Source organism: Streptomyces sp. NPDC097981 (genome assembly GCF_040302565.1).
Lineage (GTDB): Bacteria > Actinomycetota > Actinomycetes > Streptomycetales > Streptomycetaceae > Streptomyces.
The window spans coordinates 120027-142265 of sequence record NZ_JBEORW010000017.1 but is presented as its reverse complement, the minus strand read 5'-3'; the positions used below and the strand labels follow the sequence as shown (position 1 = coordinate 142265).

23 protein-coding genes are annotated in these 22239 nt (G+C 69.6%); 19 read left to right on the top strand and 4 right to left on the bottom strand.

The genetic code is table 11. From position 1 onward, the window contains the following. The first annotated feature begins 279 nt into the window (after positions 1-279). From ABTY04_RS18700 to ABTY04_RS18615, 18 genes are all read left to right on the top strand, one after another. Positions 280-1380, top strand: coding sequence for an LCP family protein (locus tag ABTY04_RS18700; protein WP_352214425.1), 1101 nt, complete (start codon positions 280-282; stop codon positions 1378-1380). A 190-nt stretch (positions 1381-1570) separates the two neighbouring features. Continuing rightward, positions 1571-1789 carry a 50S ribosomal protein L31 gene (gene rpmE / locus ABTY04_RS18695; RefSeq protein ID WP_030153765.1) on the top strand — a complete coding sequence of 73 codons (219 nt, stop codon included), beginning with the start codon at positions 1571-1573 and terminating at the stop codon, positions 1787-1789. 111 nt (positions 1790-1900) lie between these two features. Further along, complete coding sequence (gene prfA, locus ABTY04_RS18690; protein ID WP_352214424.1) at positions 1901-2980, top strand: peptide chain release factor 1; 1080 nt, start codon at positions 1901-1903, stop codon at positions 2978-2980. 62 nt (positions 2981-3042) lie between these two features. Then, entirely contained in the window at positions 3043-3888 is an 846-nt protein-coding gene (gene prmC, locus ABTY04_RS18685; RefSeq protein ID WP_352214423.1) for a peptide chain release factor N(5)-glutamine methyltransferase, read from the top strand. A gap of 49 nt (positions 3889-3937) precedes the next feature. Then, on the top strand, positions 3938-4585 hold the full coding sequence (locus ABTY04_RS18680; RefSeq protein WP_008738155.1) for an L-threonylcarbamoyladenylate synthase: 648 nt from the start codon (positions 3938-3940) through the stop codon (positions 4583-4585). Continuing rightward, on the top strand, positions 4582-5238 hold the full coding sequence (locus tag ABTY04_RS18675) for an arsenate reductase/protein-tyrosine-phosphatase family protein (RefSeq protein ID WP_352214422.1): 657 nt from the start codon (positions 4582-4584) through the stop codon (positions 5236-5238). Before ABTY04_RS18680 ends, ABTY04_RS18675 begins: the two co-directional genes overlap by 4 nt. Positions 5239-5551: 313 nt before the next feature. Then, positions 5552-6781: a serine hydroxymethyltransferase gene (glyA, locus tag ABTY04_RS18670; RefSeq protein ID WP_352214421.1), complete on the top strand. Its 1230-nt coding sequence runs from the start codon at positions 5552-5554 to the stop codon at positions 6779-6781. 116 nt (positions 6782-6897) lie between these two features. Then, entirely contained in the window at positions 6898-8220 is a 1323-nt protein-coding gene (locus ABTY04_RS18665) for an MraY family glycosyltransferase (protein WP_352214420.1), read from the top strand. Between the two features lie 283 nt (positions 8221-8503). After that, on the top strand, positions 8504-8941 hold the full coding sequence (locus tag ABTY04_RS18660; RefSeq protein WP_352214419.1) for a Cg1360 family ATP-synthase-associated protein: 438 nt from the start codon (positions 8504-8506) through the stop codon (positions 8939-8941). 210 nt (positions 8942-9151) lie between these two features. Further along, positions 9152-9991, top strand: a complete 840-nt coding sequence (gene atpB, locus ABTY04_RS18655) for a F0F1 ATP synthase subunit A (RefSeq protein WP_352214446.1) — start codon at positions 9152-9154, stop codon at positions 9989-9991. Between the two features lie 76 nt (positions 9992-10067). Further along, complete coding sequence (gene atpE, locus ABTY04_RS18650; RefSeq protein ID WP_030857147.1) at positions 10068-10301, top strand: ATP synthase F0 subunit C; 234 nt, start codon at positions 10068-10070, stop codon at positions 10299-10301. 43 nt (positions 10302-10344) lie between these two features. After that, positions 10345-10884, top strand: a complete 540-nt coding sequence (locus ABTY04_RS18645; protein WP_352214418.1) for a F0F1 ATP synthase subunit B — start codon at positions 10345-10347, stop codon at positions 10882-10884. Then, positions 10881-11696: a F0F1 ATP synthase subunit delta gene (locus ABTY04_RS18640; protein WP_352214417.1), complete on the top strand. Its 816-nt coding sequence runs from the start codon at positions 10881-10883 to the stop codon at positions 11694-11696. The genes ABTY04_RS18645 and ABTY04_RS18640 overlap by 4 nt, the downstream gene beginning before the upstream one ends. A 129-nt stretch (positions 11697-11825) precedes the next feature. After that, positions 11826-13421 carry a F0F1 ATP synthase subunit alpha gene (gene atpA, locus ABTY04_RS18635; protein ID WP_352214416.1) on the top strand — a complete coding sequence of 532 codons (1596 nt, stop codon included), beginning with the start codon at positions 11826-11828 and terminating at the stop codon, positions 13419-13421. Between the two features lie 20 nt (positions 13422-13441). Next, positions 13442-14359 (top strand): F0F1 ATP synthase subunit gamma, encoded by a 918-nt coding sequence (locus tag ABTY04_RS18630; protein WP_352214415.1) that lies wholly within the window; start codon positions 13442-13444, stop codon positions 14357-14359. Continuing rightward, positions 14359-15801, top strand: coding sequence for a F0F1 ATP synthase subunit beta (atpD, locus tag ABTY04_RS18625; RefSeq protein WP_352214414.1), 1443 nt, complete (start codon positions 14359-14361; stop codon positions 15799-15801). Before ABTY04_RS18630 ends, atpD begins: the two co-directional genes overlap by 1 nt. A 128-nt stretch (positions 15802-15929) precedes the next feature. Then, entirely contained in the window at positions 15930-16304 is a 375-nt protein-coding gene (locus ABTY04_RS18620; RefSeq protein ID WP_008738187.1) for a F0F1 ATP synthase subunit epsilon, read from the top strand. A gap of 130 nt (positions 16305-16434) precedes the next feature. Further along, complete coding sequence (locus ABTY04_RS18615) at positions 16435-16881, top strand: DUF2550 domain-containing protein (protein WP_030153784.1); 447 nt, start codon at positions 16435-16437, stop codon at positions 16879-16881. Positions 16882-16977: 96 nt separating this feature from the next. Here ABTY04_RS18615 and ABTY04_RS18610 read toward each other — a convergent pair whose 3' ends face one another. From ABTY04_RS18610 to ABTY04_RS18600, 3 genes are all read right to left on the bottom strand, one after another. Beyond that, on the bottom strand, positions 16978-18825 hold the full coding sequence (locus tag ABTY04_RS18610) for a glycosyl hydrolase family 18 protein (RefSeq protein WP_502996667.1): 1848 nt from the start codon (positions 18823-18825) through the stop codon (positions 16978-16980). Between the two features lie 169 nt (positions 18826-18994). After that, positions 18995-19648: a response regulator gene (locus tag ABTY04_RS18605; RefSeq protein WP_352214413.1), complete on the bottom strand. Its 654-nt coding sequence runs from the start codon at positions 19646-19648 to the stop codon at positions 18995-18997. Further along, positions 19645-20868 carry a sensor histidine kinase gene (locus tag ABTY04_RS18600; RefSeq protein WP_352214412.1) on the bottom strand — a complete coding sequence of 408 codons (1224 nt, stop codon included), beginning with the start codon at positions 20866-20868 and terminating at the stop codon, positions 19645-19647. Before ABTY04_RS18600 ends, ABTY04_RS18605 begins: the two co-directional genes overlap by 4 nt. A 187-nt stretch (positions 20869-21055) precedes the next feature. Here ABTY04_RS18600 and ABTY04_RS18595 point away from each other — a divergent pair, with 187 nt between their 5' ends. Next, positions 21056-21619 (top strand): hypothetical protein, encoded by a 564-nt coding sequence (locus ABTY04_RS18595; protein ID WP_352214444.1) that lies wholly within the window; start codon positions 21056-21058, stop codon positions 21617-21619. On the opposite strand, the gene ABTY04_RS18590 is transcribed toward ABTY04_RS18595, so the two are convergent. Next, a complete protein-coding gene (locus ABTY04_RS18590; RefSeq protein ID WP_352214411.1) occupies positions 21616-22188 on the bottom strand; it encodes a cob(I)yrinic acid a,c-diamide adenosyltransferase in 573 nt (190 codons plus the stop codon). The genes ABTY04_RS18595 and ABTY04_RS18590 overlap by 4 nt on opposite strands. Positions 22189-22239 lie beyond the last annotated feature (51 nt).

The window sequence follows — 22239 nt, the reverse complement described above, 5'->3', positions numbered from 1 at the left end:
GCGTTTCCGGCGGTGCGACGGCCGGCCGTCCGATGCGAGCTTCGCCACATTCGCGGCTCTTCTGAACCATTCCGCCGCGTCGTACGTCCCCCTGGAAAACCGCAGGTGAGCGCGGCATCACGCGGCGCTCACCCCGTCCCGGCCGCCGCGGCGCACCGGTACGGGCGTCCCGTCGGCCGTGGAACCCTGAGCGACGTTCGCCCGTCTGTGTCAGGGGGCAGAGCGGGGGGCCACTGGGCCGGACGTCCGGCCGGGAACGTACTCAGGACTGAGGAGAGCATGAGCGAGGACAGCAGGGACAGCGGCCGGCGTGCCGCGAGCAGGCGCCGACGGAAACCCGCGAAGCGCCGCAAGGCCCTGGTCATCGCCGCGTGGAGCGCCGCCGGCGTGGTCCTCCTGGGCGGGGCGGGTCTCGGTTGGTTCTACTTCCACCTGAACGGGAACCTGAAGACGGTCGACATCGACCAGGCGCTCGGCAAGGACCGCCCGCAGAACATCGACAACGGCTCGATGGACATCCTCGTCCTCGGCTCCGACTCCCGCGGCGGCGCCAATTCCGAATACGGACAGGACGACGGCGGCTCGGCCCGCTCCGACACGGCGATGATCGTCCACCTGTACGACGGCCACAAGAAGGCCACCGTCGTCTCGATCCCGCGCGACACCATGGTCAACCGGCCGTCGTGCACGCTGAGCAACGGCAAGACCGACCGCGGCAGCTCGCGCTCCCAGTTCAACGAGTCGTTCACCATCGGCGGGGCCGCCTGCGCGGTCAAGACCGTCGAGAAGATGTCGGGGATCCGCATGGACCACTACATCGAGGTCGACTTCACGGGCTTCAAGAAGATCATCGACAACCTCGGCGGCGTCGAGCTGACCACCACCAAGCCGATCAAGGACCACGGGAGCCACCTCGACCTCCCGGCCGGTCAGAACAAGCTGAACGGCGAGCAGGCGCTGGGCCTCGTACGGACCCGCAAGAGCGTCGGCGACGGCAGCGACCTGGGCCGAATACAGCTCCAGCAGGCCTTCATGAAGGCCCTGATCAAGCAGGTCAAGGGCATCGGGCTCTTCGACAACCCCAAGCGGCTGCTCGGCCTCGCCGACACCGGCACCAAGGCGCTGACCACCGACAAGTCCCTCGGCGACGTGAAGTCCCTCATGGGCTTCGCCCAGAGCCTCCAGGGCATCGACGCCCAGGACATGAAGATGATCACCCTGCCCGTGGGTCCGGACGCCCGCGACGCCGACCGGGTCGCCCCGCTGGCCAAGGAGTCCAAGATGGTCTGGGACGCCCTGCTGGCCGAGCAGCCGGTCCCCGCCGAGGCCACCGCGAACTCCATGGGCGACAAGGGCTCGGCCGGCGAGATCGTGAAGTAGGACGTAAAAGGCCTGGTCGCAGGGTTCTCGCGGGGGAGTGGAATAGATGGCGGAGCCCCCTGGTTGAGGGAGGCGTCCTCAGAATTTTGACAGGCAGCCCGGTCCTGGCAGACTGGTCTGTCGGCCCCGGTTCACGCAGTGCGCAATTCGGCTCCTGCGACCCGGCGCCCTCCCGAATCTAGGAGACACCTTGAAGCGCGATGTTCACCCCGAGTACGTCGAGACCCAGGTCAGCTGCACCTGTGGCGCGTCGTTCACCACCCGCAGCACCCTGACCGAGGGCACCATCCGTGCCGAGGTCTGCTCCGAGTGCCACCCGTTCTACACGGGCAAGCAGAAGATCCTCGACACCGGTGGCCGTGTCGCCCGCTTCGAGGCCCGCTTCGGCAAGGCTGCCGGCTCGAAGTAGCGAGCCCCCGGCGCCGGACCCCGGCTGCACCCTGTCCACACGGGGGCAGCCGGACCGGCGCCTTTGTCGTCCCGCAGCCCTTTTTCGTACTTTTCACCCCAGGAGCCCCCGATGTTCGAGGCGGTCGAGGAACTGGTCGGCGAGCACGCCGACCTTGAGAAGAAGCTCGCCGACCCTTCGGTCCACTCGGATCAGGCCAACGCGCGCAAGCTCAACAAGCGCTACGCGGAGCTGACCCCGATCGTCGCGACCTTCCGTGCCTGGAAGCAGTCCGCCGAGGACATCGAGACGGCGAAGGAGCTCGCGGCCGACGACCCGGACTTCGCGGCCGAGGTGAAGGAAATGAGCGCGCAGCGCGAGGAGCTCACCGAGAAGCTCCGCCTGCTGCTCGTCCCGCGCGATCCCAGCGACGACAAGGACGTGCTCCTTGAGGTCAAGGCGGGCGCGGGCGGCGACGAGTCGGCCCTGTTCGCCGGCGACCTGCTGCGCATGTACCTGCGCTACGCCGAGCGCGTGGGCTGGAAGACCGAGATCATCGACGCCACCGAGTCCGAGCTCGGAGGCTACAAGGACGTCCAGGTCTCCGTCCGCACCAAGGGCGGCAACGGGGCCACCGAGCCCGGTCAGGGCGTCTGGGCCCGTCTGAAGTACGAGGGCGGCGTGCACCGCGTCCAGCGTGTTCCGGCCACCGAGTCCCAGGGCCGCATCCACACCTCCGCCGCCGGCGTGCTCGTCACCCCGGAGGCCGAGGAGGTCGAGGTCGAGATCAACCCGAACGACCTCCGCATCGACGTGTACCGCTCGTCCGGCCCCGGCGGCCAGTCCGTCAACACCACCGACTCGGCCGTGCGCATCACGCACATCCCGACCGGTGTGGTCGCCTCCTGCCAGAACGAGAAGAGCCAGCTCCAGAACAAGGAGCAGGCGATGCGCATCCTCCGGTCGCGCCTGCTGGCCGCGGCCCAGGAAGCCGCCGAGCAGGAAGCCTCCGACGTGCGCCGCAGCCAGGTGCGCTCCGTGGACCGCTCCGAGAAGATCCGCACGTACAACTTCCCGGAAAACCGGATCTCGGACCACCGGACCGGTTTCAAGGCGTACAACTTGGACCAGGTGCTCGACGGCGACCTCGATCCGATGATCCAGGCCTGCGTCGACGCGGACTCGGCCGCCAAGCTGGCGTCCGCGCACTGATCCCCGCCTGACCCTGCCCGCCCCCGCTCCACCCCCGTACGACAGCAGCCCGGAGGACCAGCGTGAACTTGCTGCTTGCCGAGGTGGCCCAGGCCACCCAGCGGCTGGCCGCCGCCGGCGTGCCCTCACCGCGCTTCGACGCCGAGGAGCTCGCGGCCTTCGTGCACGGCGTCAAGCGGGGGGAACTGCACCACGTCAAGGACGCGGACTTCGACGCCCGCTACTGGGAGGCCGTCGCCCGCCGCGAGGCGCGCGAGCCGCTCCAGCACATCACCGGACGCGCGTTCTTCCGGTACCTGGAGCTCCAGGTCGGCCCCGGGGTCTTCGTGCCCCGGCCCGAGACCGAGTCGGTCGTGGACTGGGCCATACACGCCGTCCGGGCGATGGACGTCGTCGAGCCGCTCATCGTGGACCTGTGCACCGGGTCCGGCGCGATCGCGCTGGCCATGGCGCAGGAGGTGCCGCGCTCGCGCGTGCACGCGGTCGAGCTGTCCGAGGACGCCCTGCGGTGGACCCGCAAGAACGCCGAGGGCTCGCGGGTCACCGTCCACCAGGGCGATGCGCTGAGCGCCCTGCCCGAGCTGGACGGCCAGGTCGACCTCGTGATCTCGAACCCGCCGTACATCCCGCTCACCGAGTGGGAGTACGTCGCGCCTGAGGCCCGCGACCACGACCCCGAGATGGCGCTGTTCTCCGGCGAGGACGGGCTCGACACCATCCGCGGCATCGAGCGCACCGCGCACCGGCTGCTGCGGCCCGGCGGCATCGTCGTCGTCGAGCACGCCGACACCCAGGGCGGCCAGGTTCCCTGGATCTTCGCCGACGAGCGGGGCTGGGCCGATGCCGCCGACCACCCCGACCTGAACAACCGCCCCCGTTTCGCGACCGCCCGCAAGGCCATGCCGTGACGGGCACGACCCACCCCGCCACCCCCCTGCTGCACGAGGAGTCCCGCTGATGGCCCGGCGATACGACTGCAACGACGCGACGGACCGCAAGACGGGTCTGCGTGAAGCCGCATCCGCCGTGCGCCGCGGCGAGCTCGTCGTGCTCCCCACCGACACCCTCTACGGGATCGGCGCGGACGCCTTCAGCGCGGAGGCCGTCGGCGACCTGCTCGCCGCCAAGGGGCGCGGCCGCAACATGCCGACCCCGGTGCTCATCGGCTCCCCGAACACCCTCCACGGTCTCGTCACGGACTTCTCCGAGCAGGCCTGGGAGCTCGTCGACGCCTTCTGGCCGGGCGCGCTGACGCTGGTCGCCAAGCACCAGCCCTCGCTGGCCTGGGACCTGGGGGAGACCCGCGGCACCGTGGCCGTCCGCATGCCGCTGCACCCCGTCGCCATCGAGCTGCTGACCGAGGTCGGCCCGATGGCCGTCTCCTCGGCGAACCTGAGCGGGCACCCGGCGCCCGAGGACTGCGACGCGGCGCGCGAGATGCTGGGCGACTCCGTGTCCGTGTACCTGGACGGCGGCCCGACCCCCGGGATCCAGCCCTCGTCGATCGTCGACGTCACCGGGAAGGTTCCCGTCCTGCTGCGCGAGGGGGCGCTGACCGCCGAGCAGCTGCGGGAGGTCGTACCCGACCTCGAGGTGGCCCCGTGAGCCCTGAGGGGCGTGGCATAGCAAGCGGGTACTCCCCGGCGGCAGCCGGAGGCGACACCTTCCGCATCCTCCACGTCAGCACCGGCAACGTGTGCCGCTCGCCCATCACCGAGCGGCTGACCCGGCATGCGCTGGCGCACCGGCTGGGGGGCATCCCGGCGCGCGACCTGATCGTGGAGAGCGCGGGGACCTGGGGTCACGAAGGCGCCCCCATGGAGGCGAACGCTGCGGCCGTACTCGCGGACTTCGGCGCGGACGCCTCCGGTTTCACCGGGCGGGAACTGCTGGACGAGCACGTGATACGCGCCGACCTGGTGCTCACGGCCACCCGTGACCACCGTGCACAGGTCATCTCGATGGGGCACTCGGCGGGTCTGCGGACGTTCACGCTGAAGGAGTTCACGCGGCTGGTGCGGGCCATAGACCCCGCCACCCTGCCGCCGCTGGACGACGGGGTGGCGGAGCGGGCGCGTGCGCTGGTACGGGCCGCGGCAGCGCTGCGCGGCTGGCTGCTGGCCCCCTCTCCCGACGCGGACGAGGTGTACGACCCGTACGGGTCGCCGATCACGTTCTTCCGCTCGATCGGCGACGAGATCAATCAGGCGCTGGACCCTGTGGTGACGGCGCTGACGGGCGTCGCGGCCCGGTACTGAGGGGTCGTCCGGCCGGAGGCCGGCGCAGCGGCCCGAAGCCCGTGAGGCCGCCGGGCCGAGCGGTGCGAGTGCCGCGTCGGAGGAGGGGCTCGATCAGGCGCTGGACCCCGTGGTGACGGCGCTGACGGGCGTTACGGCCCGGTACTGAGGGGTCGTCCGGCCGGAGGCCGGCGCAGCGGCCCGAAGCCCGTGAGGCCCCGTGGCGAGGGCCCTGACGGCCCTGACGGGCGGCGCGGGATGCGGCCCGTCGGGCGGAGCGGGCCGGGGCGACCTACAGTGGGCCTATCCGGGACAGCCCACTGGGAGTCGCGCCATGAGCGTCATCACCCCGCCCACGGATCTGCTGCGGCAGCAGGATCCGCAGATGGCCGACGTGCTCGCGGGGGAGGCTCGGCGTCAGGCCACCACGTTGCAGCTGATCGCCGCCGAGAACTTCACCTCGCCCGCCGTGCTCGCGGCGCTCGGCTCGGCGCTCGCCAACAAGTACGCCGAAGGCTATCCCGGCGCGCGCTACCACGGCGGCTGCGAGTACGCGGACCGTGCCGAGGGCCTGGCCGTCGAGCGGGCCCGGGCCCTGTTCGGGGCCGAGCACGCCAACGTCCAGCCGCATTCCGGGTCCGCCGCCGTGCTGGCCGCGTACGCCGCGCTCCTGCGGCCCGGGGACACCGTGCTGGCGATGGGGCTGCCGTACGGGGGGCACCTCACGCACGGTTCGCCCGCCAACTTCTCCGGACGCTGGTTCGACTTCGTCGGGTACGGGGTCGACGCCGAGACCGGGCTGATCGACTACCGGCAGGTGCAGGACCTCGCGCGGGCGCACCGGCCCAAGGCGATCGTCTGCGGGTCGATCTCCTATCCGAGGCACCCCGAGTACTCGGTGTTCCGGGAGATCGCCGACGAGGTGGGGGCCTACCTCATCGCGGACGCCGCCCATCCGATCGGACTCGTCGCCGGCGGGGCCGCACCGAGCCCCGTCCCGTACGCCGACATCGTCTGCGCCACGACCCACAAGGTGCTGCGCGGCCCGCGCGGCGGCATGGTCCTGTGTGGGGCCGAGTTCGCCGAGCGGATCGACCGGGCGGTGTTCCCCTTCACCCAGGGCGGCGCCCAGATGCACACCATTGCCGCCAAGGCCGTGGCCTTCGGCGAGGCCGCGGCGCCGGCGTTCACCACGTATGCCCATCGGGTGGTCGCCAATGCGCGGGTGCTGGCCGATGCGCTGGCGGCCCACGGGTTCGCGGTGACGACGGGCGGGACCGACACCCATCTGATCACCGCCGACCCGGCGCCGCTCGGCATCGACGGTCCGACGGCTCGCGGCCGGCTCGCCGCCGCCGGGATCGTGCTCGACACGTGCGCCCTCCCGTACGGGGACCAGCGCGGGATCCGGCTCGGCACGGCAGCCGTCACGACCCAGGGCATGCGGGATCCGGAGATGGCCCGGATCGCCGCGCTGTTCACCGCCGCACTGCACGGGGGAGGGGCCGATGTCCGCGCGGAAGTGGCCGAGCTGACGCGTACATTTCCCCCGTATAGGTCGTGAAAGGGGCAAGCGGGGCGTACCGCAACCGGGATACGGCCCCCTCGCGTCCTCGATGAGGGGTACATCGCAGCTAATGTGTGGGGCTGAGATGGCCGGCGATACATCTGGGGCAGCCCGTGCGTGAATATCTGCTGACGCTTTGCGTCACGGTCGCGGTGACCTACCTGCTCACCGGGCCCGTGCGGAAGTTTGCGATCGCGGCCGGTGCCATGCCCGAAATCCGCGCCCGCGACGTGCACCGTGAGCCCACCCCGCGGCTAGGCGGCATCGCCATGTTCGGCGGGCTGTGCGCGGGGCTGCTGGTCGCCGACCAGCTGCGCAACCTCAACGGCGTGTTCGAGCTGTCGAACGAGCCGCGGGCGCTGCTCTCCGGGGCCGCCCTGATCTGGCTGATCGGCGTGCTCGACGACAAGTTCGAGATCGACGCCCTGATCAAGCTCGGCGCACAGATGATCGCCGCCGGTGTGATGGTCATGCAGGGTCTGACCATGCTGTGGATCCCCGTCCCGGGGATCGGGACGGTCGCACTGACCCAGTGGCAGGGCAACCTGCTGACCGTGGCCCTCGTCGTGATCACCATCAACGCGGTGAACTTCGTGGACGGCCTCGACGGTCTGGCCGCCGGCATGGTCTGCATCGCCGCGGCGGCGTTCTTCCTCTACTCGTACCGGATCTGGTTCGGCTACGGGATCGAGGCGGCCGCGCCCGCGACCCTCTTCGCCGCGATCCTGATGGGTATGTGCCTGGGCTTCCTGCCGCACAACATGCATCCGGCCCGGATCTTCATGGGCGATTCCGGATCGATGCTCATCGGCCTGGTGCTCGCCGCCGCCGCGATCTCGATCACCGGCCAGGTGGACCCGGACACCATGGCCCTGTTCGCCGGTGGTGAGCGCAAGGCGACGCAGGCGATGCTCCCGGTCTTCATTCCGCTTCTGCTTCCTCTGACGATCATCGCGATCCCGGTCGCGGACCTGGTCCTGGCCATCGTGCGGCGTACGTGGAAGGGCCAGTCGCCGTTCGCGGCCGACCGCGGGCACCTGCACCACCGGCTGCTGGAACTCGGGCATTCGCACAGCCGCGCAGTGCTGATCATGTACTTCTGGTCAGGGCTGATCGCCTTCGGTGCGGTGGCGTATTCGGTGCATTCCGCGTCGATGTGGATCGTGCTCGCCATCGTCGCGCTGAGCGCGCTGGGCCTGGTCCTGCTGCTCCTGCCGCGCTTCACCCCGCGCGCCCCGCGCTGGGCCGAGGCTCTGGTCCCGCCGCGCTACCGGCACCGCGAGCGCGCCGCCGAGGCGGCCGTGCAGGACGCCACGGGCCGCGAGCCGGAGTCCGCCCGGCCGGTCCGGGTCGGCGTCTCGGGCGTCAACGGAGCGACTGCCGTAGGCCCCCGTTCGCGTTTCCCCGACCGGCGTAAGGCAGAGTCGACGCGCTGACGGGCCTGGCACATGTCGGACATGGTGCGCCTTTACCACACACAATGACGGGTTGTCGCGCACACACGGGCGGGTTCACTCTCATGTGTGACAGTCGGCACACCCACCAGGTAAAGCTCTCATCAAATAGTTTGTGATACCGTTCACTAAACCCGGCGACAGAGCCGAAGGACCGTAGTGCGACGGTCCATTGGCCCGAGGCTCGATCTCGGACCGGGCTTACGCTCGTCCCGTACGAGTCCGTACGAGTCCGTGCCCCCACCACCACGCGGAGCAACCCGCCATGCGGTCTGATGACGTCCGATCCCTCCTGCATGCCGCCGTACCCACAGCTGTCGCCGGCGCTCTTGCCGCCGTTGTCAGCGCCGTGGTGGCGGGCGGCGAAGGGGCCCTTGGCGCTGTCATCGCGACGCTGCTGGTGATGCTGTTCATGGGCATCGGATTCATTGTTCTGCAACGCACTGCGAAATCGCTGCCGCACTTGTTCCAGGCCATGGGGCTCATGCTCTACACGGCCCAGATCCTGCTGCTCTTCGTCTTTCTCGCCGTGTTCAAGAACACGACGCTGTTCAACCCCCGGGCATTCGCGATCACGCTCGTCGCCACCACCCTCGTGTGGATCGGTGCACAGACGCGTGCTCATATGAAGGCCAAGATCCTCTACGTAGAACCGGACTCGACGAAGGGCGACAAGCCCGATAATTCGGGGCCGAAGTCGTGAGGGGTAGGGCCGGGATAAGCGTGCGTTCGAGATGCTGCTATCGTCCGGTTCCAACTGCGGCATTGCGGGCGCGGGCATCTGAGCTGACGCCTGTTCCATCGCGAGGCTCGATGCCTGACTGCCGCCCCCACACCCGTTACACCAGTCCAGTGCCGAACTGCGGCCGTGCGCCGCGCCGACACGATGAGGTTGCCGTACCTATGCGCCACGCTGAAGGAGCCCGCGGTGAGTGCTGACCCGACGCAGGTCCTCGCCTTCGAGACCGACTGTCACATCTTCGACGGATGTGGCTTCCCCGGCCCGGGCCTGCACTCGTTCCTCTTCGAGCCTCTGTGGGGCAAAGCCGGCCTGACCAGTCCGTACTTCAACAAGCCGATGCTGCTGGCCCTGCTGGGCTCGGTCATCATCGTCGCTTTCTTCTGGGCCGCGTTCCGGAAGCCGAAGGTCGTCCCGGGCAAGCTCCAGATGGTCGCCGAGGCCGGCTACGACTTCGTGCGCCGCGGCATCGTGTACGAGACGCTGGGCAAGAAGGAGGGCGAGAAGTACGTCCCCTTCATGGTGTCGCTGTTCTTCTTCGTCTGGGTCCTGAACGTCTGGTCGATCGTCCCCGTGGCCCAGTTCCCGGTGACCGCGATCATCGCGTACCCGGCGGCCCTCGCGGCGATCGTCTACTTCATCTGGATGTCCGTGACGTTCAAGCGCCACGGCTTCGTCGGCGGACTCAAGAACCTGACCGGCTACGACAAGTCGCTCGGCCCGGTCCTCCCGCTCGTCATGGTCATCGAGTTCTTCTCGAACGTCCTGGTGCGCCCGTTCACCCACGCGGTCCGACTGTTCGCGAACATGTTCGCCGGTCACACCCTGCTGCTGCTGTTCACCATCGCCAGCTGGTACCTGCTGAACGGGATCGGGATCGCCTACGCGGGCGTCTCTTTCATCATGGTCATCGTGATGACGGCCTTCGAGCTCTTCATCCAGGCTGTCCAGGCCTACGTCTTCGTCCTCCTGGCCTGCAGCTTCATCCAGGGCGCGCTCGCCGAGCACCACTGAGTCCGGCCCACCCCCAAACCCCCTGTCGTCCGGTGGCCAACCCCCACCGGTCCGTGAAAGAGAAGGAAGAACTGGCATGTCCCAGATCCTCGCTGCCGCCGAAGGCGTCACCGGTTCCCTCAGCTCCGTTGGTTACGGTCTCGCGGCCATCGGCCCGGGTGTCGGCGTCGGCATCATCTTCGGTAACGGCACGCAGGCTCTCGCCCGTCAGCCCGAGGCTGCCGGTCTGATCCGCGCCAACCAGATCCTCGGCTTCGCCTTCTGTGAGGCGCTCGCCCTCATCGGTCTGGTCATGCCGTTCGTCTACTAAGACGAGCCACGACCACTAGTCCGATTAGACGAAAGGCACTGATGTGAACCTCCTGGTTCTCGCGGCAGAGACGGAAAATCCGCTCTACCCGCCGATCCCCGAGCTCGTCATCGGTCTGATCGCCTTCGTCATCGTCTTCGGTTTCCTCGCGAAGAAGCTCCTCCCGAACATCAACAAGGTTCTGGACGAGCGCCGCGAGCAGATCGAGGGCGGTATCGAGAAGGCTGAGGCCGCTCAGACCGAGGCCCAGAGCGTGCTGGAGCAGTACAAGGCCCAGCTCGCCGAAGCCCGGCACGAGGCCGCGCGCCTGCGCCAGGAAGCGCTGGAGCAGGGCACTGCGCTCAAGGAAGAACTGCGCGCAGAGGGCCAGCGGCAGCGTGAGGAGATCATCGCTGCCGGCCACGCCCAGATCGCGGCCGACCGCAAGGCCGCCTCTCAGGCGCTGCGCCAGGACGTGGGCAAGCTCGCCACCGACCTGGCCGGCAAGCTCGTCGGCGAGTCCCTTGAGGACGCCGCCCGGCAGAGCCGCACGATCGACCGCTTCCTCAGCGAGCTTGAGGAGAAGGCCGAGGCGGCCCGATGAACGGAGCGAGCCGCGAGGCGCTGGCCTCCGCGCGCGAGCGTCTCGACGCGCTGACGGACAACACGTCCGTCGACGCGGCGAAGCTCGCCGGCGAGCTGGCAGCCGTCACCGCGCTGCTCGACCGTGAGGTCTCGCTGCGTCGGGTCATCACGGACCCGGCGCAGTCCGGCGAGGCCAAGGCCGAGCTGGTGAGCCGTCTGCTGGGCGGCCAGGTCGGCGGGGAGACCCTCGACCTGGTGTCCGGTATGGCCCGGTCCCGCTGGTCGCAGTCCCGCGACCTGGTGGACTCGCTTGAGGAGCTGGCGGCCACCGCCGACCTCACGGCGGCCCAGCAGGCCGGTGGGCTGGACGACGTCGAGGACGAGCTGTTCCGCTTCGGCCGGATCGTCGCCTCGAACACCGAGCTGCGCGCTGCGCTGACCGACCGGGCGGCCACCGCCTCTGCCAAGAGCACGCTGCTGAACAGCCTGCTCGGCGGCAAGGCGAACGCCGTCACCGAGCGTCTGGTCACGCGTCTCGTCACGCACCCGCGTGGACGTAGCCTGGAAGCGGGACTGGAGTCCCTTTCCAAGCTCGCCGCCGAGCGCCGTGACCGCATGGTCGCCACCGTGACCAGCGCGGTTCCGCTCAGTGACGTGCAGAAGCAGCGTCTCGGCGCGGTGCTGGCCAAGCTGTACGGCCGCCAGATGCACCTGAACCTCGACGTGGACCCCGCGGTCCTCGGCGGGATCTCGGTGCGGGTCGGTGACGAGGTCATCGACGGCACCATCGCGGACCGCCTCGCCGAGGCGTCCCGCCGCATGGCCGGCTGACCAGCCACCAATAGAACAACGCATTCCTAGCGGCCCGGTTGGGCCGTGCAGAACTTGCAGAAGATTCCTGGGGGTCGCCCCCAGACCCCTAAGAAGCTTCAGGCCCAACAAGGAGAGCAGGGAACCCAGATGGCGGAGCTCACGATCCGGCCGGAGGAGATCCGGGACGCACTGGAGAACTTTGTCCAGTCGTACCAGCCGGACGCGGCCTCGCGCGAGGAGGTCGGAACGGTCAGCGTTGCCGGCGACGGCATCGCGAAGGTGGAGGGCCTGCCCTCCGCCATGGCGAACGAGCTGCTGAAGTTCGAGGACGGCACCCTCGGTCTCGCCCTCAACCTTGAGGAGCGCGAGATCGGTGCGATCGTCCTCGGCGAGTTCAGCGGTATCGAGGAGGGCCAGCCGGTGCAGCGCACCGGTGAGGTTCTCTCCGTAGGTGTCGGCGAGGGCTACCTCGGCCGCGTTGTCGACCCGCTCGGCAACCCGATCGACGGCCTCGGCGAGATCGCGACCGAAGGCCGCCGCGCCCTCGAGCTGCAGGCCCCGGGCGTCATGGTCCGTAAGTCGGTGCACGAGCCCATGCAGACCGGCTACAAGGCCGTCGACGCGATGGTGCCGATCGGCCGTGGCCAGCGTCAGCTGATCATTGGTGACCGTCAGACCGGCAAGACCGCTCTGGCCGTCGACACGATCATCAACCAGCGCGACAACTGGCGCTCGGGCGACGTGAACAAGCAGGTCCGCTGCATCTACGTCGCCATCGGCCAGAAGGGCTCGACCATCGCGTCCGTTCGCGGCGCCCTGGAAGAGGCCGGCGCGCTCGAGTACACGACGATCGTCGCCGCCCCGGCGTCCGACCCGGCCGGCTTCAAGTACCTGGCGCCGTACACCGGTTCCGCCATCGGCCAGCACTGGATGTACGCCGGCAAGCACGTCCTGATCATCTTCGACGACCTGTCGAAGCAGGCCGACGCCTACCGCGCCGTGTCGCTGCTGCTGCGCCGCCCGCCGGGCCGTGAGGCCTACCCGGGTGACGTCTTCTACCTGCACTCGCGTCTGCTGGAGCGCTGCGCCAAGCTCTCCGACGAGATGGGTGCCGGTTCGATGACCGGCCTGCCGATCGTCGAGACCAAGGCGAACGACGTGTCGGCGTTCATCCCGACCAACGTCATCTCCATCACCGACGGCCAGTGCTTCCTGGAGTCCGACCTGTTCAACGCGGGCCAGCGCCCGGCGCTGAACGTCGGTATCTCGGTCTCCCGCGTCGGTGGTTCCGCGCAGCACAAGGCCATGAAGCAGGTTTCCGGCCGTCTCCGCGTGGACCTCGCCCAGTACCGCGAGCTGGAGGCGTTCGCCGCCTTCGGTTCCGACCTGGACGCCGCGTCGAAGGCTTCGCTGGAGCGCGGCAAGCGCATGGTCGAGCTGCTGAAGCAGGGCCAGTACCAGCCGATGCCGGTCGAGGAGCAGGTCGTCTCCGTCTGGGCCGGTACCACCGGCAAGATGGACGACGTTCCGGTGGCCGACATCCGCCGCTTCGAGTCGGAGCTGCTGGAGCACCTGCGCCGCGAGCGCAAGGACCTCCTGACCTCCATCGCGGAGGGCGGCAAGATGTCGGACGACACCCTGACGTCGGTCGCGGACGCCATCGCTGCCTTCAAGCAGCAGTTCGAGACCTCTGACGGCAAGCTCCTGGGCGAGGACGCTCCGGCCGTCAACGTCTCCAAGTGACGACGGAAGGGACCTGACTCATGGGAGCGCAGCTCCGGGTCTACAAGCGTCGCATCCGTGCCGTCACGGCGACCAAGAAGATCACCAAGGCGATGGAGATGATCGCCGCCTCGCGCATCGTCAAGGCGCAGCGCAAGGTGGCGGCATCGATGCCGTACGCGACCGAGCTCACCCGTGCGGTGACCGCGGTGGCGACCGGCTCGAACACCAAGCACGCCCTGACCACCGAGGTCGAGGCGCCGACCCGCGCCGCGGTCCTGCTCATCACGAGCGACCGCGGTCTGGCCGGCGGCTACTCCTCGAACGCCATCAAGCAGGCGGAGCGGCTCACCGAGCGGCTGCGCGCTGAGGGCAAGGACGTCGATGCCTACATCGTCGGCCGCAAGGGTGTCGCCTACTACGGCTTCCGCGAGCGCAAGGTCGCGGACTCGTGGACCGGCTTCACCGACAGCCCGGCCTACGCCGACGCCAAGCGCGTCGCGGCGCCGCTGATCGAGGCCATCCAGCTGGACACGGCCGAGGGCGGCGTCGACGAGCTGCACATCGTCTACACGGAATTCGTGTCGATGATGACGCAGAACGCGGTGGACGGCCGGATGCTGCCGCTCAGCCTCGACAAGGCTGTGGAGGAGACCGGCGCGAAGGGCGAGGTCCTTCCGCTGTTCGACTTCGAGCCGTCGGCGGAGGACGTCCTCGACGCCCTGCTGCCGCGCTACGTCGAGAGCCGTATCTACAACGCACTGCTGCAGTCGGCTGCCTCCGAGCACGCCGCCCGCCGCCGCGCGATGAAGTCGGCGACCGACAACGCCGGAGACCTCATCAAGAGCCTCTCCCGGCTTGCCAACGCGGCCCGCCAGGCCGAAATCACCCAGGAAATCAGCGAGATCGTCGGTGGCGCCAGCGCCATGGCCGACGCGACCGCGGGGAGTGACAAGTAATGACGACCTCTGTTGAGACGGCCGCCGCCACGGGCCGCGTCGCCCGGGTCATCGGCCCGGTCGTCGACGTGGAGTTCCCCGTCGACGCGATGCCCGACATCTACAACGCGCTGAAGGTCCAGGTCGCCGACCCGGCCGAGGACGGCGCGCTCAAGACGCTGACCCTGGAAGTCGCCCAGCACCTGGGTGACGGCATGGTCCGCACCATCTCGATGCAGCCCACCGACGGTCTGGTCCGCCAGGCCCCGGTGACCGACACGGGCGAGGGCATCACCGTCCCCGTCGGCGACTTCACCAAGGGCAAGGTGTTCAACACCCTCGGTGAGGTGCTGAACTACCCCGAGGCGAACGCCGAGGTCACCGAGCGCTGGCCGATCCACCGCAAGGCTCCGAACTTCGACGAGCTTGAGTCGAAGACGGAGATGTTCGAGACCGGCGTCAAGGTCATCGACCTTCTCACCCCGTACGTCAAGGGTGGAAAGATCGGTCTGTTCGGTGGTGCCGGTGTCGGCAAGACCGTTCTGATCCAGGAAATGATCTACCGCGTGGCCAACAACCACGATGGTGTGTCGGTCTTCGCGGGCGTCGGTGAGCGTACGCGTGAGGGCAACGACCTCATCGAGGAAATGGGCGACTCGGGCGTCATCGACAAGACGGCGCTCGTCTTCGGCCAGATGGACGAGCCCCCGGGCACCCGTCTTCGCGTCGCGCTGGCCGGTCTGACCATGGCGGAGTACTTCCGCGATGTGCAGAAGCAGGACGTGCTCTTCTTCATCGACAACATCTTCCGTTACACCCAGGCCGGCTCCGAGGTCTCCACGCTGCTCGGCCGCATGCCGTCCGCAGTGGGTTACCAGCCGAACCTGGCTGACGAGATGGGTCTGCTGCAGGAGCGCATCACCTCGACCCGCGGTCACTCGATCACCTCGATGCAGGCGATCTACGTCCCCGCGGACGACCTGACCGACCCGGCGCCGGCCACCACGTTCGCCCACCTCGACGCGACGACGGTTCTCTCCCGTCCGATCTCCGAGAAGGGCATCTACCCGGCCGTGGACCCGCTGGACTCGACGTCCCGCATCCTCGACCCGCGGTACATCGCGGCGGACCACTACGCGGCCGCCATGCGTGTCAAGGGGATCCTCCAGAAGTACAAGGACCTCCAGGACATCATCGCGATCCTCGGTATCGACGAGCTGGGCGAGGAGGACAAGCTCGTTGTCCACCGTGCCCGTCGCGTCGAGCGCTTCCTGTCGCAGAACACCCACGTCGCCAAGCAGTTCACCGGCGTGGACGGTTCGGACGTTCCGCTCGACGAGTCGATCACCGCGTTCAACGCGATCTGCGACGGTGACTACGACCACTTCCCCGAGCAGGCGTTCTTCATGTGCGGTGGCATTGAGGACCTCAAGGCCAACGCCAAGGAGCTGGGCGTCTCCTGAAGCCGCGCTCCTCGTGAGCACAGCTGATTGACGGAGAGGGGCGGGTGTGTCCCGTCCCTCTCCCCACGCCCATTAGAATTTGACCCAACACCCGGCTGACCCGCCGGGTGGTGACCCGAGGAGCCACCTTGGCTGCTGAGCTGCACGTCGAGCTGGTCGCGGCGGACCGCAATGTCTGGTCCGGCGAGGCCACCCTGGTCGTCGCCCGCACCACGTCCGGCGACATCGGCGTCATGCCCGGTCACCAGCCGCTTCTCGGTGTGCTGGAATCGGGCCCGGTGACCATCCGTACCAGCGAGGGCAACACTGTCGTCGCCGCGGTACACGGCGGATTCATCTCGTTCGCGGACAACAAGCTGTCCCTGCTGGCCGAGATCGCCGAGCTCGCTGACGAGATTGACGTCCAGCGGGCGGAGCGGGCACTGGAGCGCGCGAAGTCGGAGGCCGATGCGGCCGCCGAACGTCGCGCCGATGTCCGGCTGCGCGCGGTAACGGGGCACTGAGCCCCGTTCCGAAGAGTGTGCGACCTCAGCCGCGGTCCGTTCTGGAATTTTCCAGACCGGGTCGCGGCTGAGGCGATGTACGTCCGTTTTTCGTTGGTGCGGGATTCGATGAGCGAGGAGGTCGGTGAAGATGCTCCTCGCTCTGCTTGTGAGCGGCCTGGTCGTAGCCCTGGTGGTGATCGGGCTGTTTGTGTTCGGGCTGCGCCGCAGACTCATCCAGCGTTCCGGCGGCACCTTCGACTGCAGCCTGCGCTGGGGGGTGTCCGAGGAACCCGACATCTCCGGCAAGGGCTGGGTGTACGGGGTCGCCCGCTACAGCGGTGACCGGATCGAGTGGTTCCGCGTGTTCTCGTACTCCCCGCGGCCGCGCCGGCTGCTGGAGCGCTCCTCCATCGAGGTCGTCGCCCGCCGCGCCCCCGAGGGCGAGGAGGAGCTGGCCCTGCTGTCCGACGCCGTCGTGCTCGGCTGTCTCCACCGCGGGACCCGCCTGGAGCTGGCGATGAGCGAGGACGCGCTGACCGGTTTCCTGGCCTGGCTGGAGGCGGCGCCTCCGGGGCAGAGGGTGAACGTGGCCTGACGCGGGCCGCGGGACGCAAGACACCGGGAAGCCGGGGAGACGGGGGGCGGACCCCGTCTCCCCGGCTTCGTCGTTCACCGGTCCGGTGCGTGGGGGCTACTGGAGGCCGGTGTGGATCGCGCCCGCGAGCTCGCCGTTCGCGGTGTCGCCGCTGAACTCCCAGAAGAAGGCGCCCCTGAGGCCCTGCTGCTTGGTCCAGCTCATTTTCCCGGCGATGGTGGCGGGGGTGTCGTAGCTCCACCAGTTGCTGCCGCACTTGGCGTAGGCCGTGCCGGCGACGGTGCCGGTGGCCGGGCAGCTGCCCTTGAGCACCTTGTAGTCCTCGATGCCCTGTTCGTACGTGCCCGGGGCGGGTCCGGTGGCGGCGCCGCCGGGGGCGTCCTGGCTGACTCCGGTCCAGCCGCGGCCGTAGAAGCCGATGCCGAGGTTGAGCTTGGAGCCGGCGATGCCCTTGCCCTTGAGCTTGGTGATGGCGGCCTCGGTGTTGAAACCGGCGATCGGGATGCCGGCGTACGAGGTGAGCGGGGAGTGCGGGGCGGTCGGGCCCTTGGCGTCCCACGCGCCGAAGAAGTCGTACGTCATGACGTTGTAGAAGTCGACGTACTGGGAGGCGCCGGCATAGTCGGCGAGGTCGAGCTTGCCGCCGCCCGAGCCGTCCGCGGAGATCGCCGCGGTCACCAGGTTGCTGCCGCCGAACCTGGTGCGCAGCGCGGACAGGACGTTCTTCAGGGAGGCGGCGCCGCTCGTGTCGCAGGACAGGCCGCAGGCGTTCGGGTACTCCCAGTCGATGTCGATGCCGTCGAAGACGTCCGCCCAGCGCGGGTCCTCGACCAGGCTGTAGCAGGAGTCGGCGAAGGCGGCCGGGTTCGCCGCGGCCTGGCCGAAGCCGCCGGACCAGGTCCAGCCGCCGAAGGACCACAGCACCTTGATGTCCGGGTACTTCGCCTTGAGCTTGCGCAGCTGGTTGAAGTTGCCGCGCAGCGGCTGGTCCCAGGTGTCGGCGACGCCGTCGACGCTCTGGTCGGCGGTGTAGGCCTTGTCGTAGTCGGCGTAGGCGTCACCGATGGTGCACTTGCCGCCCTGGACGTTGCCGAACGCGTAGTTGATGTGAGTGATCTTCGCGGCGGAGCCCGAGGTCACCAGGTTCTTCACGTGGTAGTTGCGCTGGTAGACGCCCCAGTCGGTGAAGTAGCCGAGCTTGACCTTGCCGCCCGGGTCCGGGGGCGTGGTGCCGCCGCCGGTCGTGGTGACAGAGACGGAGCCGGAGGCCGGGCCGCTCTGGCCTGCGGTGTCGCGCGCGATGACGCTGTACGTGTACGTCGTGCCCTTGGTCAGGCCGGAGTCGGTCCAGCTCGTGCCCGTGACGGTCGCGGCCTTCGCGCCGCCGCGGTAGACGTCGTAGTTCTTGACGCCCTTGTCGTCGGTGGCCGCGGACCAGCCGATGGTCAGCGAGGTGTCGGTGACCCCGCTCGCGGTTGGGGTGCCGGGGGCCGACGGCGGGCTGTCGGTGGGGGTCGTGCCGCCGTCGCAGGGGCCGCCGTTGACCTTGCAGCCGCCGGGGGCGCCGGGGCCGGCGCCGTTGAAGCCGAAGCTGATCGTGGCACCGGGGGCGAGGGTGCCGTTCCAGCCGACGTTCTTGCCGGTCCAGTGGGTGCCGGAGCTGGTGACGGTGGCGTCCCAGGCCGAGGTGACCGTCGTGCCGGAGGGGTAGTCCCACTCCACGGTCCAGCTGGTGAGGGTGGTGGTGCCGGTGTTCTTCACCGTCCACTTGCCCTCGAAGCCGGTGCCCCAGTCGGAGACCTTCGTGTACGTGGCCGTCGCGGAGGCGGCGGCCTGGGCGGGGCCGGCCAGGGCCACGAGTCCGGCGACGGGCAGGGCGAAGGCGGCCACGGTCGCGGCGAGCCTTCTGAAGAGACGGATGCGGGGTGGGGGTGCTGTGCTCAAGGGTGCTCCTCCGTAGGTCCGTCGTGGCCGTGGGGCCGGCTACGACATGGGGGTGGGACCTGCGCCGCCCGTGAGCATGCTTGTCATGGCACGCTCACCACAGTTGCCGCGAGCGTAGAAAGGTCTGGACCAAGCGTCAAGAGGTCCAGACCTTCCCTCCGGTGTGCCGCTAGAGGCCCAACTCCTGGGCCAGTACGGCCGCTTGGACCCGGCTGCGCAGCCCAAGCTTCCCCAGCAGCCTGCTGACGTGCGTCTTCACCGTCGCCTCCGCCATGTCCAGCCGCACCGCGACCTCCGCGTTCGACAGCCCCTCGCCCAGGCAGCCGAGCACCTCCCTCTCCCGCCGGGTCAGCGAGTCCACCGCCGCTGCCGTCTCCGCCGACACGGAGGCCTTGACGGGCCGCGGAGCCGCGAACTCGGCGATCAGCCGCCGGGTCACCGCCGGGGAGATCAGGCCCTCTCCGCGCGCGACCGTCCGTACCGCCTCGATCAGCTCCGCCGCGTCCGCGTTCTTCAGCAGGAAGCCCGCGGCCCCTGCGCGCAGCGCGCCGAACACGTACTCGTCCAGGTCGAAGGTGGTCAGCACCAGGACGTCGGCCAGCCCCTCCGCCACCACCTGGCGGGTCGCCGACACCCCGTCGAGCCGCGGCATCTGCACGTCCATGAGGACGAGGTCCGGCCGCAGCTCCCGGGCCAGGCGCACCGCCTCCTCGCCGTCCGCGGCCTCGCCCGCGACCTCGATGTCGCCCGCGCTGCGCAGGATCAGCACCAGCCCGGCCCGTACGGCGCTCTGGTCCTCGGCCACCACCACGCGGATGCTCATCCGGCCACCGCCTTCTCCTCCGCGGGCAGGTCCGCCCGCACCAGCCAAACCGATCCCGCCCGACCCGCCGAGAACTCCCCGCCCAGCAGCTCGGTGCGCTCCCGCATGCCGATCAGCCCCGCCCCCGAGCCGGGGGCGCGGGGGCCCGGCCGGTCCCTGTACGGGGAGTCCACCCGTACGGTCAGCATTCCGCCCTCCGCGCCGTCGTGGCTCACGCGGACCCGGACCGTGCCCGGGGCGGCGTGCTTGAGGGCGTTCGTCAGCGACTCCTGGACGATCCGGTACGCCGCCAGCTCCACCGGGGCCGGCAGCGGCTCCCCGGACGGGCGGTCGTCGAGGAGCACGAAGTCCAGACCGCTCGCGGCGCCGTTGACCCGGGCCTGCCCCAGCAGGGTGTCGAGCCCGTGGAGGGAGGGTGTGGCGACCGCCTCCTGCTCCGCGCCCGCGTCGCGCAGCAGCCCGATCAGCCGGCGCATCTCGGCCAGTCCCTGCACGCTGTTCTCCCGGATTACCCCGAGGGCCTCCCGGCTCGTGGTGGGGGAGTCGATGGACAGTGCGGCGGTGGAGTGGATGGCGATCGCGGACAGGTGGTTGGCCACCATGTCGTGCAGCTCGCGGGCCATCCGGGCGCGCTCGGCGACGACGGCCTGGCTGCGGTCCATCTCGGCCAGCAGTGCCGTCTGCTCGGCGCGCAGCCGGGCGGCCACGGCGGCCTCGCGGTGGTTGCGCAGGGTGGCGCCGGTCAGGGCCGGACCGAAGCTCACGATGCCGGTGAGCACGCCGGTCATCAGGGCCTGCGGGGTGCGCAGCCAGGCCATGGAGGCGATGGTGATGGTGATGGTGATCAGGCCGGTGGAGGCCGGGAGCCGGCGGGCCATGGCGGGTTTGCCGTAGACGGCGGCCGCGTACATCAGGTCCGTGAAGATCAGGACGGTGCCGAGGTTGCCCACGGTGAACTGGTCGGCGATCACCCCGAGGATGCCGACGGCCAGGGTGACGTTGGGCGCGGTGCGGCGCAACAGCTCCAGCGGGCCGAGGACGAGGAGCGGGACCAGGGCCGCCCAGGCGGGGAAGAAGTGCCGTTTGCCGGTGCTGTAAATGCCGAGCGACCAGAGCAGCAGTCCCAGGAGCACGCCGAGCACCGCGAGGAGGACATCGTCGCGGTGGGGGCGGAAGGTCTTCGCGGGTGCGTCCGGGGCCGGGGCCGGGGTCGGGGTCACGGTCCTATCCAACAGGGTGGGGGAGGGCCGGGCCTCGCCGCCGGGGCGGATACCGGGCGCGGCGGCACTACACCGAAGGATGCAGTCACGGTTCGTCACCGGCGACGACGAAGGGGCGCGGATCGGGCGGGAGCCTGGACGCAGTGGCCGGCGCCCGAGCGCCGGCCGGAGCGAAATGGAGATTCCCGTGCTCGTCGCCCTGATCATCACCTGCGAGACCGGCTTCTGGGTGCTGCTGGCCGGCGGACTGGCACTGCGCTACCTCGCGAAGAGGCCCCGGCTCGGGGCCGCGGTCCTGCTGTGCGAGCCGCTGCTGGAGCTGGTCCTGCTGGCGGTCACTGTCGTGGACCTCAAGAACGGCGGCGAGCCGAGCTGGATGCACGGCCTGGCCGCGCTGTACATCGGTTACACCGTCGGCTACGGCCACTACACGGTGAAGTGGCTCGACCGGCACGCGGCGTACCGCTTCGGCGGGGGCCCGAAGCCGCCCGGCCCGAAGTACGGCAAGGCCAGGGCGGTCCACGAGTGGAAGCTGTGGACCCGCAGCCTGGTCGGCGCCGCCGTCGCGCTCGGGCTGCTCCAGGGCGCGATCCTGTACGTGGGCGACGCGGCGGACACCGCCGGCCTGCAGTCCTGGCAGTTCGCCGTCCTGCGCCTGCTCGGCATCCAGGCCGTCATCGCCGCCACGTACTCGATCTGGCCGCGCAAGGCCCCGGTCGGGGAGCCGCGGGAGGAGCCCGCCGAGGCCTAGCGTTCGCCGCCCGGTACCCAGAGGACGTCCCCGACCTCCTTGTTGGCCGTACGCGCCAAGATGAACAGGAGGTCGGAGAGGCGGTTCAGGTACGTCGCGGTCATCGGGTTCATCACCTCGCCGTGCACCTCCAGGGCCGCCCAGGTGGAGCGCTCGGCGCGCCGGACCACCGTGCAGGCCTGGTGCAGCAGGGCCGCGCCGGGGGTGCCGCCGGGGAGGATGAAGCTGCGCAGCTTCTCCAGCTGTTCGTTGAAGCGGTCGCAGTCCGCCTCCAGCTTGTCCACGTAGAACTGCTCGACGCGCAGCGGCGGGTACTCGGGGTTCTCGACGACCGGGGTGCACAGGTCGGCGCCGACGTCGAACAGGTCGTTCTGTACCCGTACCAGGACCTTCACGACATCTTCCGGCAGGTCGCCCAGGGCGATCGCCGTGCCGATGGCCGCGTTGGCCTCGTTGGCGTCGGCGTAGGCGGAGATCCGCAGGTCGGTCTTGGCCGTGCGGCTCATGTCGCCGAGCGCGGTCGTGCCCTTGTCGCCGGTGCGGGTGTAGATGCGCGTGAGGTTCACCATGCGGCCAGCGTAGTGAGGACCGCCGGAAAATCGCACGCGGCGGCGTTCCCG

What these genes read in the sequence shown, in the direction of transcription:
- ABTY04_RS18700 (WP_352214425.1), top strand. Translation starts at nt 280, where the DNA reads ATGAGCGAGGACAGCAGGGACAGCGGCCGGCGTGCCGCGAGCAGGCGC.
- prfA (WP_352214424.1), top strand. Translation starts at nt 1,901, where the DNA reads ATGTTCGAGGCGGTCGAGGAACTGGTCGGCGAGCACGCCGACCTTGAG.
- ABTY04_RS18680 (WP_008738155.1), top strand. Translation starts at nt 3,938, where the DNA reads ATGGCCCGGCGATACGACTGCAACGACGCGACGGACCGCAAGACGGGT.
- glyA (WP_352214421.1), top strand. Translation starts at nt 5,552, where the DNA reads ATGAGCGTCATCACCCCGCCCACGGATCTGCTGCGGCAGCAGGATCCG.
- ABTY04_RS18660 (WP_352214419.1), top strand. Translation starts at nt 8,504, where the DNA reads ATGCGGTCTGATGACGTCCGATCCCTCCTGCATGCCGCCGTACCCACA.
- atpE (WP_030857147.1), top strand. Translation starts at nt 10,068, where the DNA reads ATGTCCCAGATCCTCGCTGCCGCCGAAGGCGTCACCGGTTCCCTCAGC.
- ABTY04_RS18640 (WP_352214417.1), top strand. Translation starts at nt 10,881, where the DNA reads ATGAACGGAGCGAGCCGCGAGGCGCTGGCCTCCGCGCGCGAGCGTCTC.
- atpA (WP_352214416.1), top strand. Translation starts at nt 11,826, where the DNA reads ATGGCGGAGCTCACGATCCGGCCGGAGGAGATCCGGGACGCACTGGAG.
- ABTY04_RS18630 (WP_352214415.1), top strand. Translation starts at nt 13,442, where the DNA reads ATGGGAGCGCAGCTCCGGGTCTACAAGCGTCGCATCCGTGCCGTCACG.
- atpD (WP_352214414.1), top strand. Translation starts at nt 14,359, where the DNA reads ATGACGACCTCTGTTGAGACGGCCGCCGCCACGGGCCGCGTCGCCCGG.
- ABTY04_RS18615 (WP_030153784.1), top strand. Translation starts at nt 16,435, where the DNA reads ATGCTCCTCGCTCTGCTTGTGAGCGGCCTGGTCGTAGCCCTGGTGGTG.
- ABTY04_RS18605 (WP_352214413.1), bottom strand. Translation starts at nt 19,648, where the DNA reads ATGAGCATCCGCGTGGTGGTGGCCGAGGACCAGAGCGCCGTACGGGCC.
- ABTY04_RS18590 (WP_352214411.1), bottom strand. Translation starts at nt 22,188, where the DNA reads ATGGTGAACCTCACGCGCATCTACACCCGCACCGGCGACAAGGGCACG.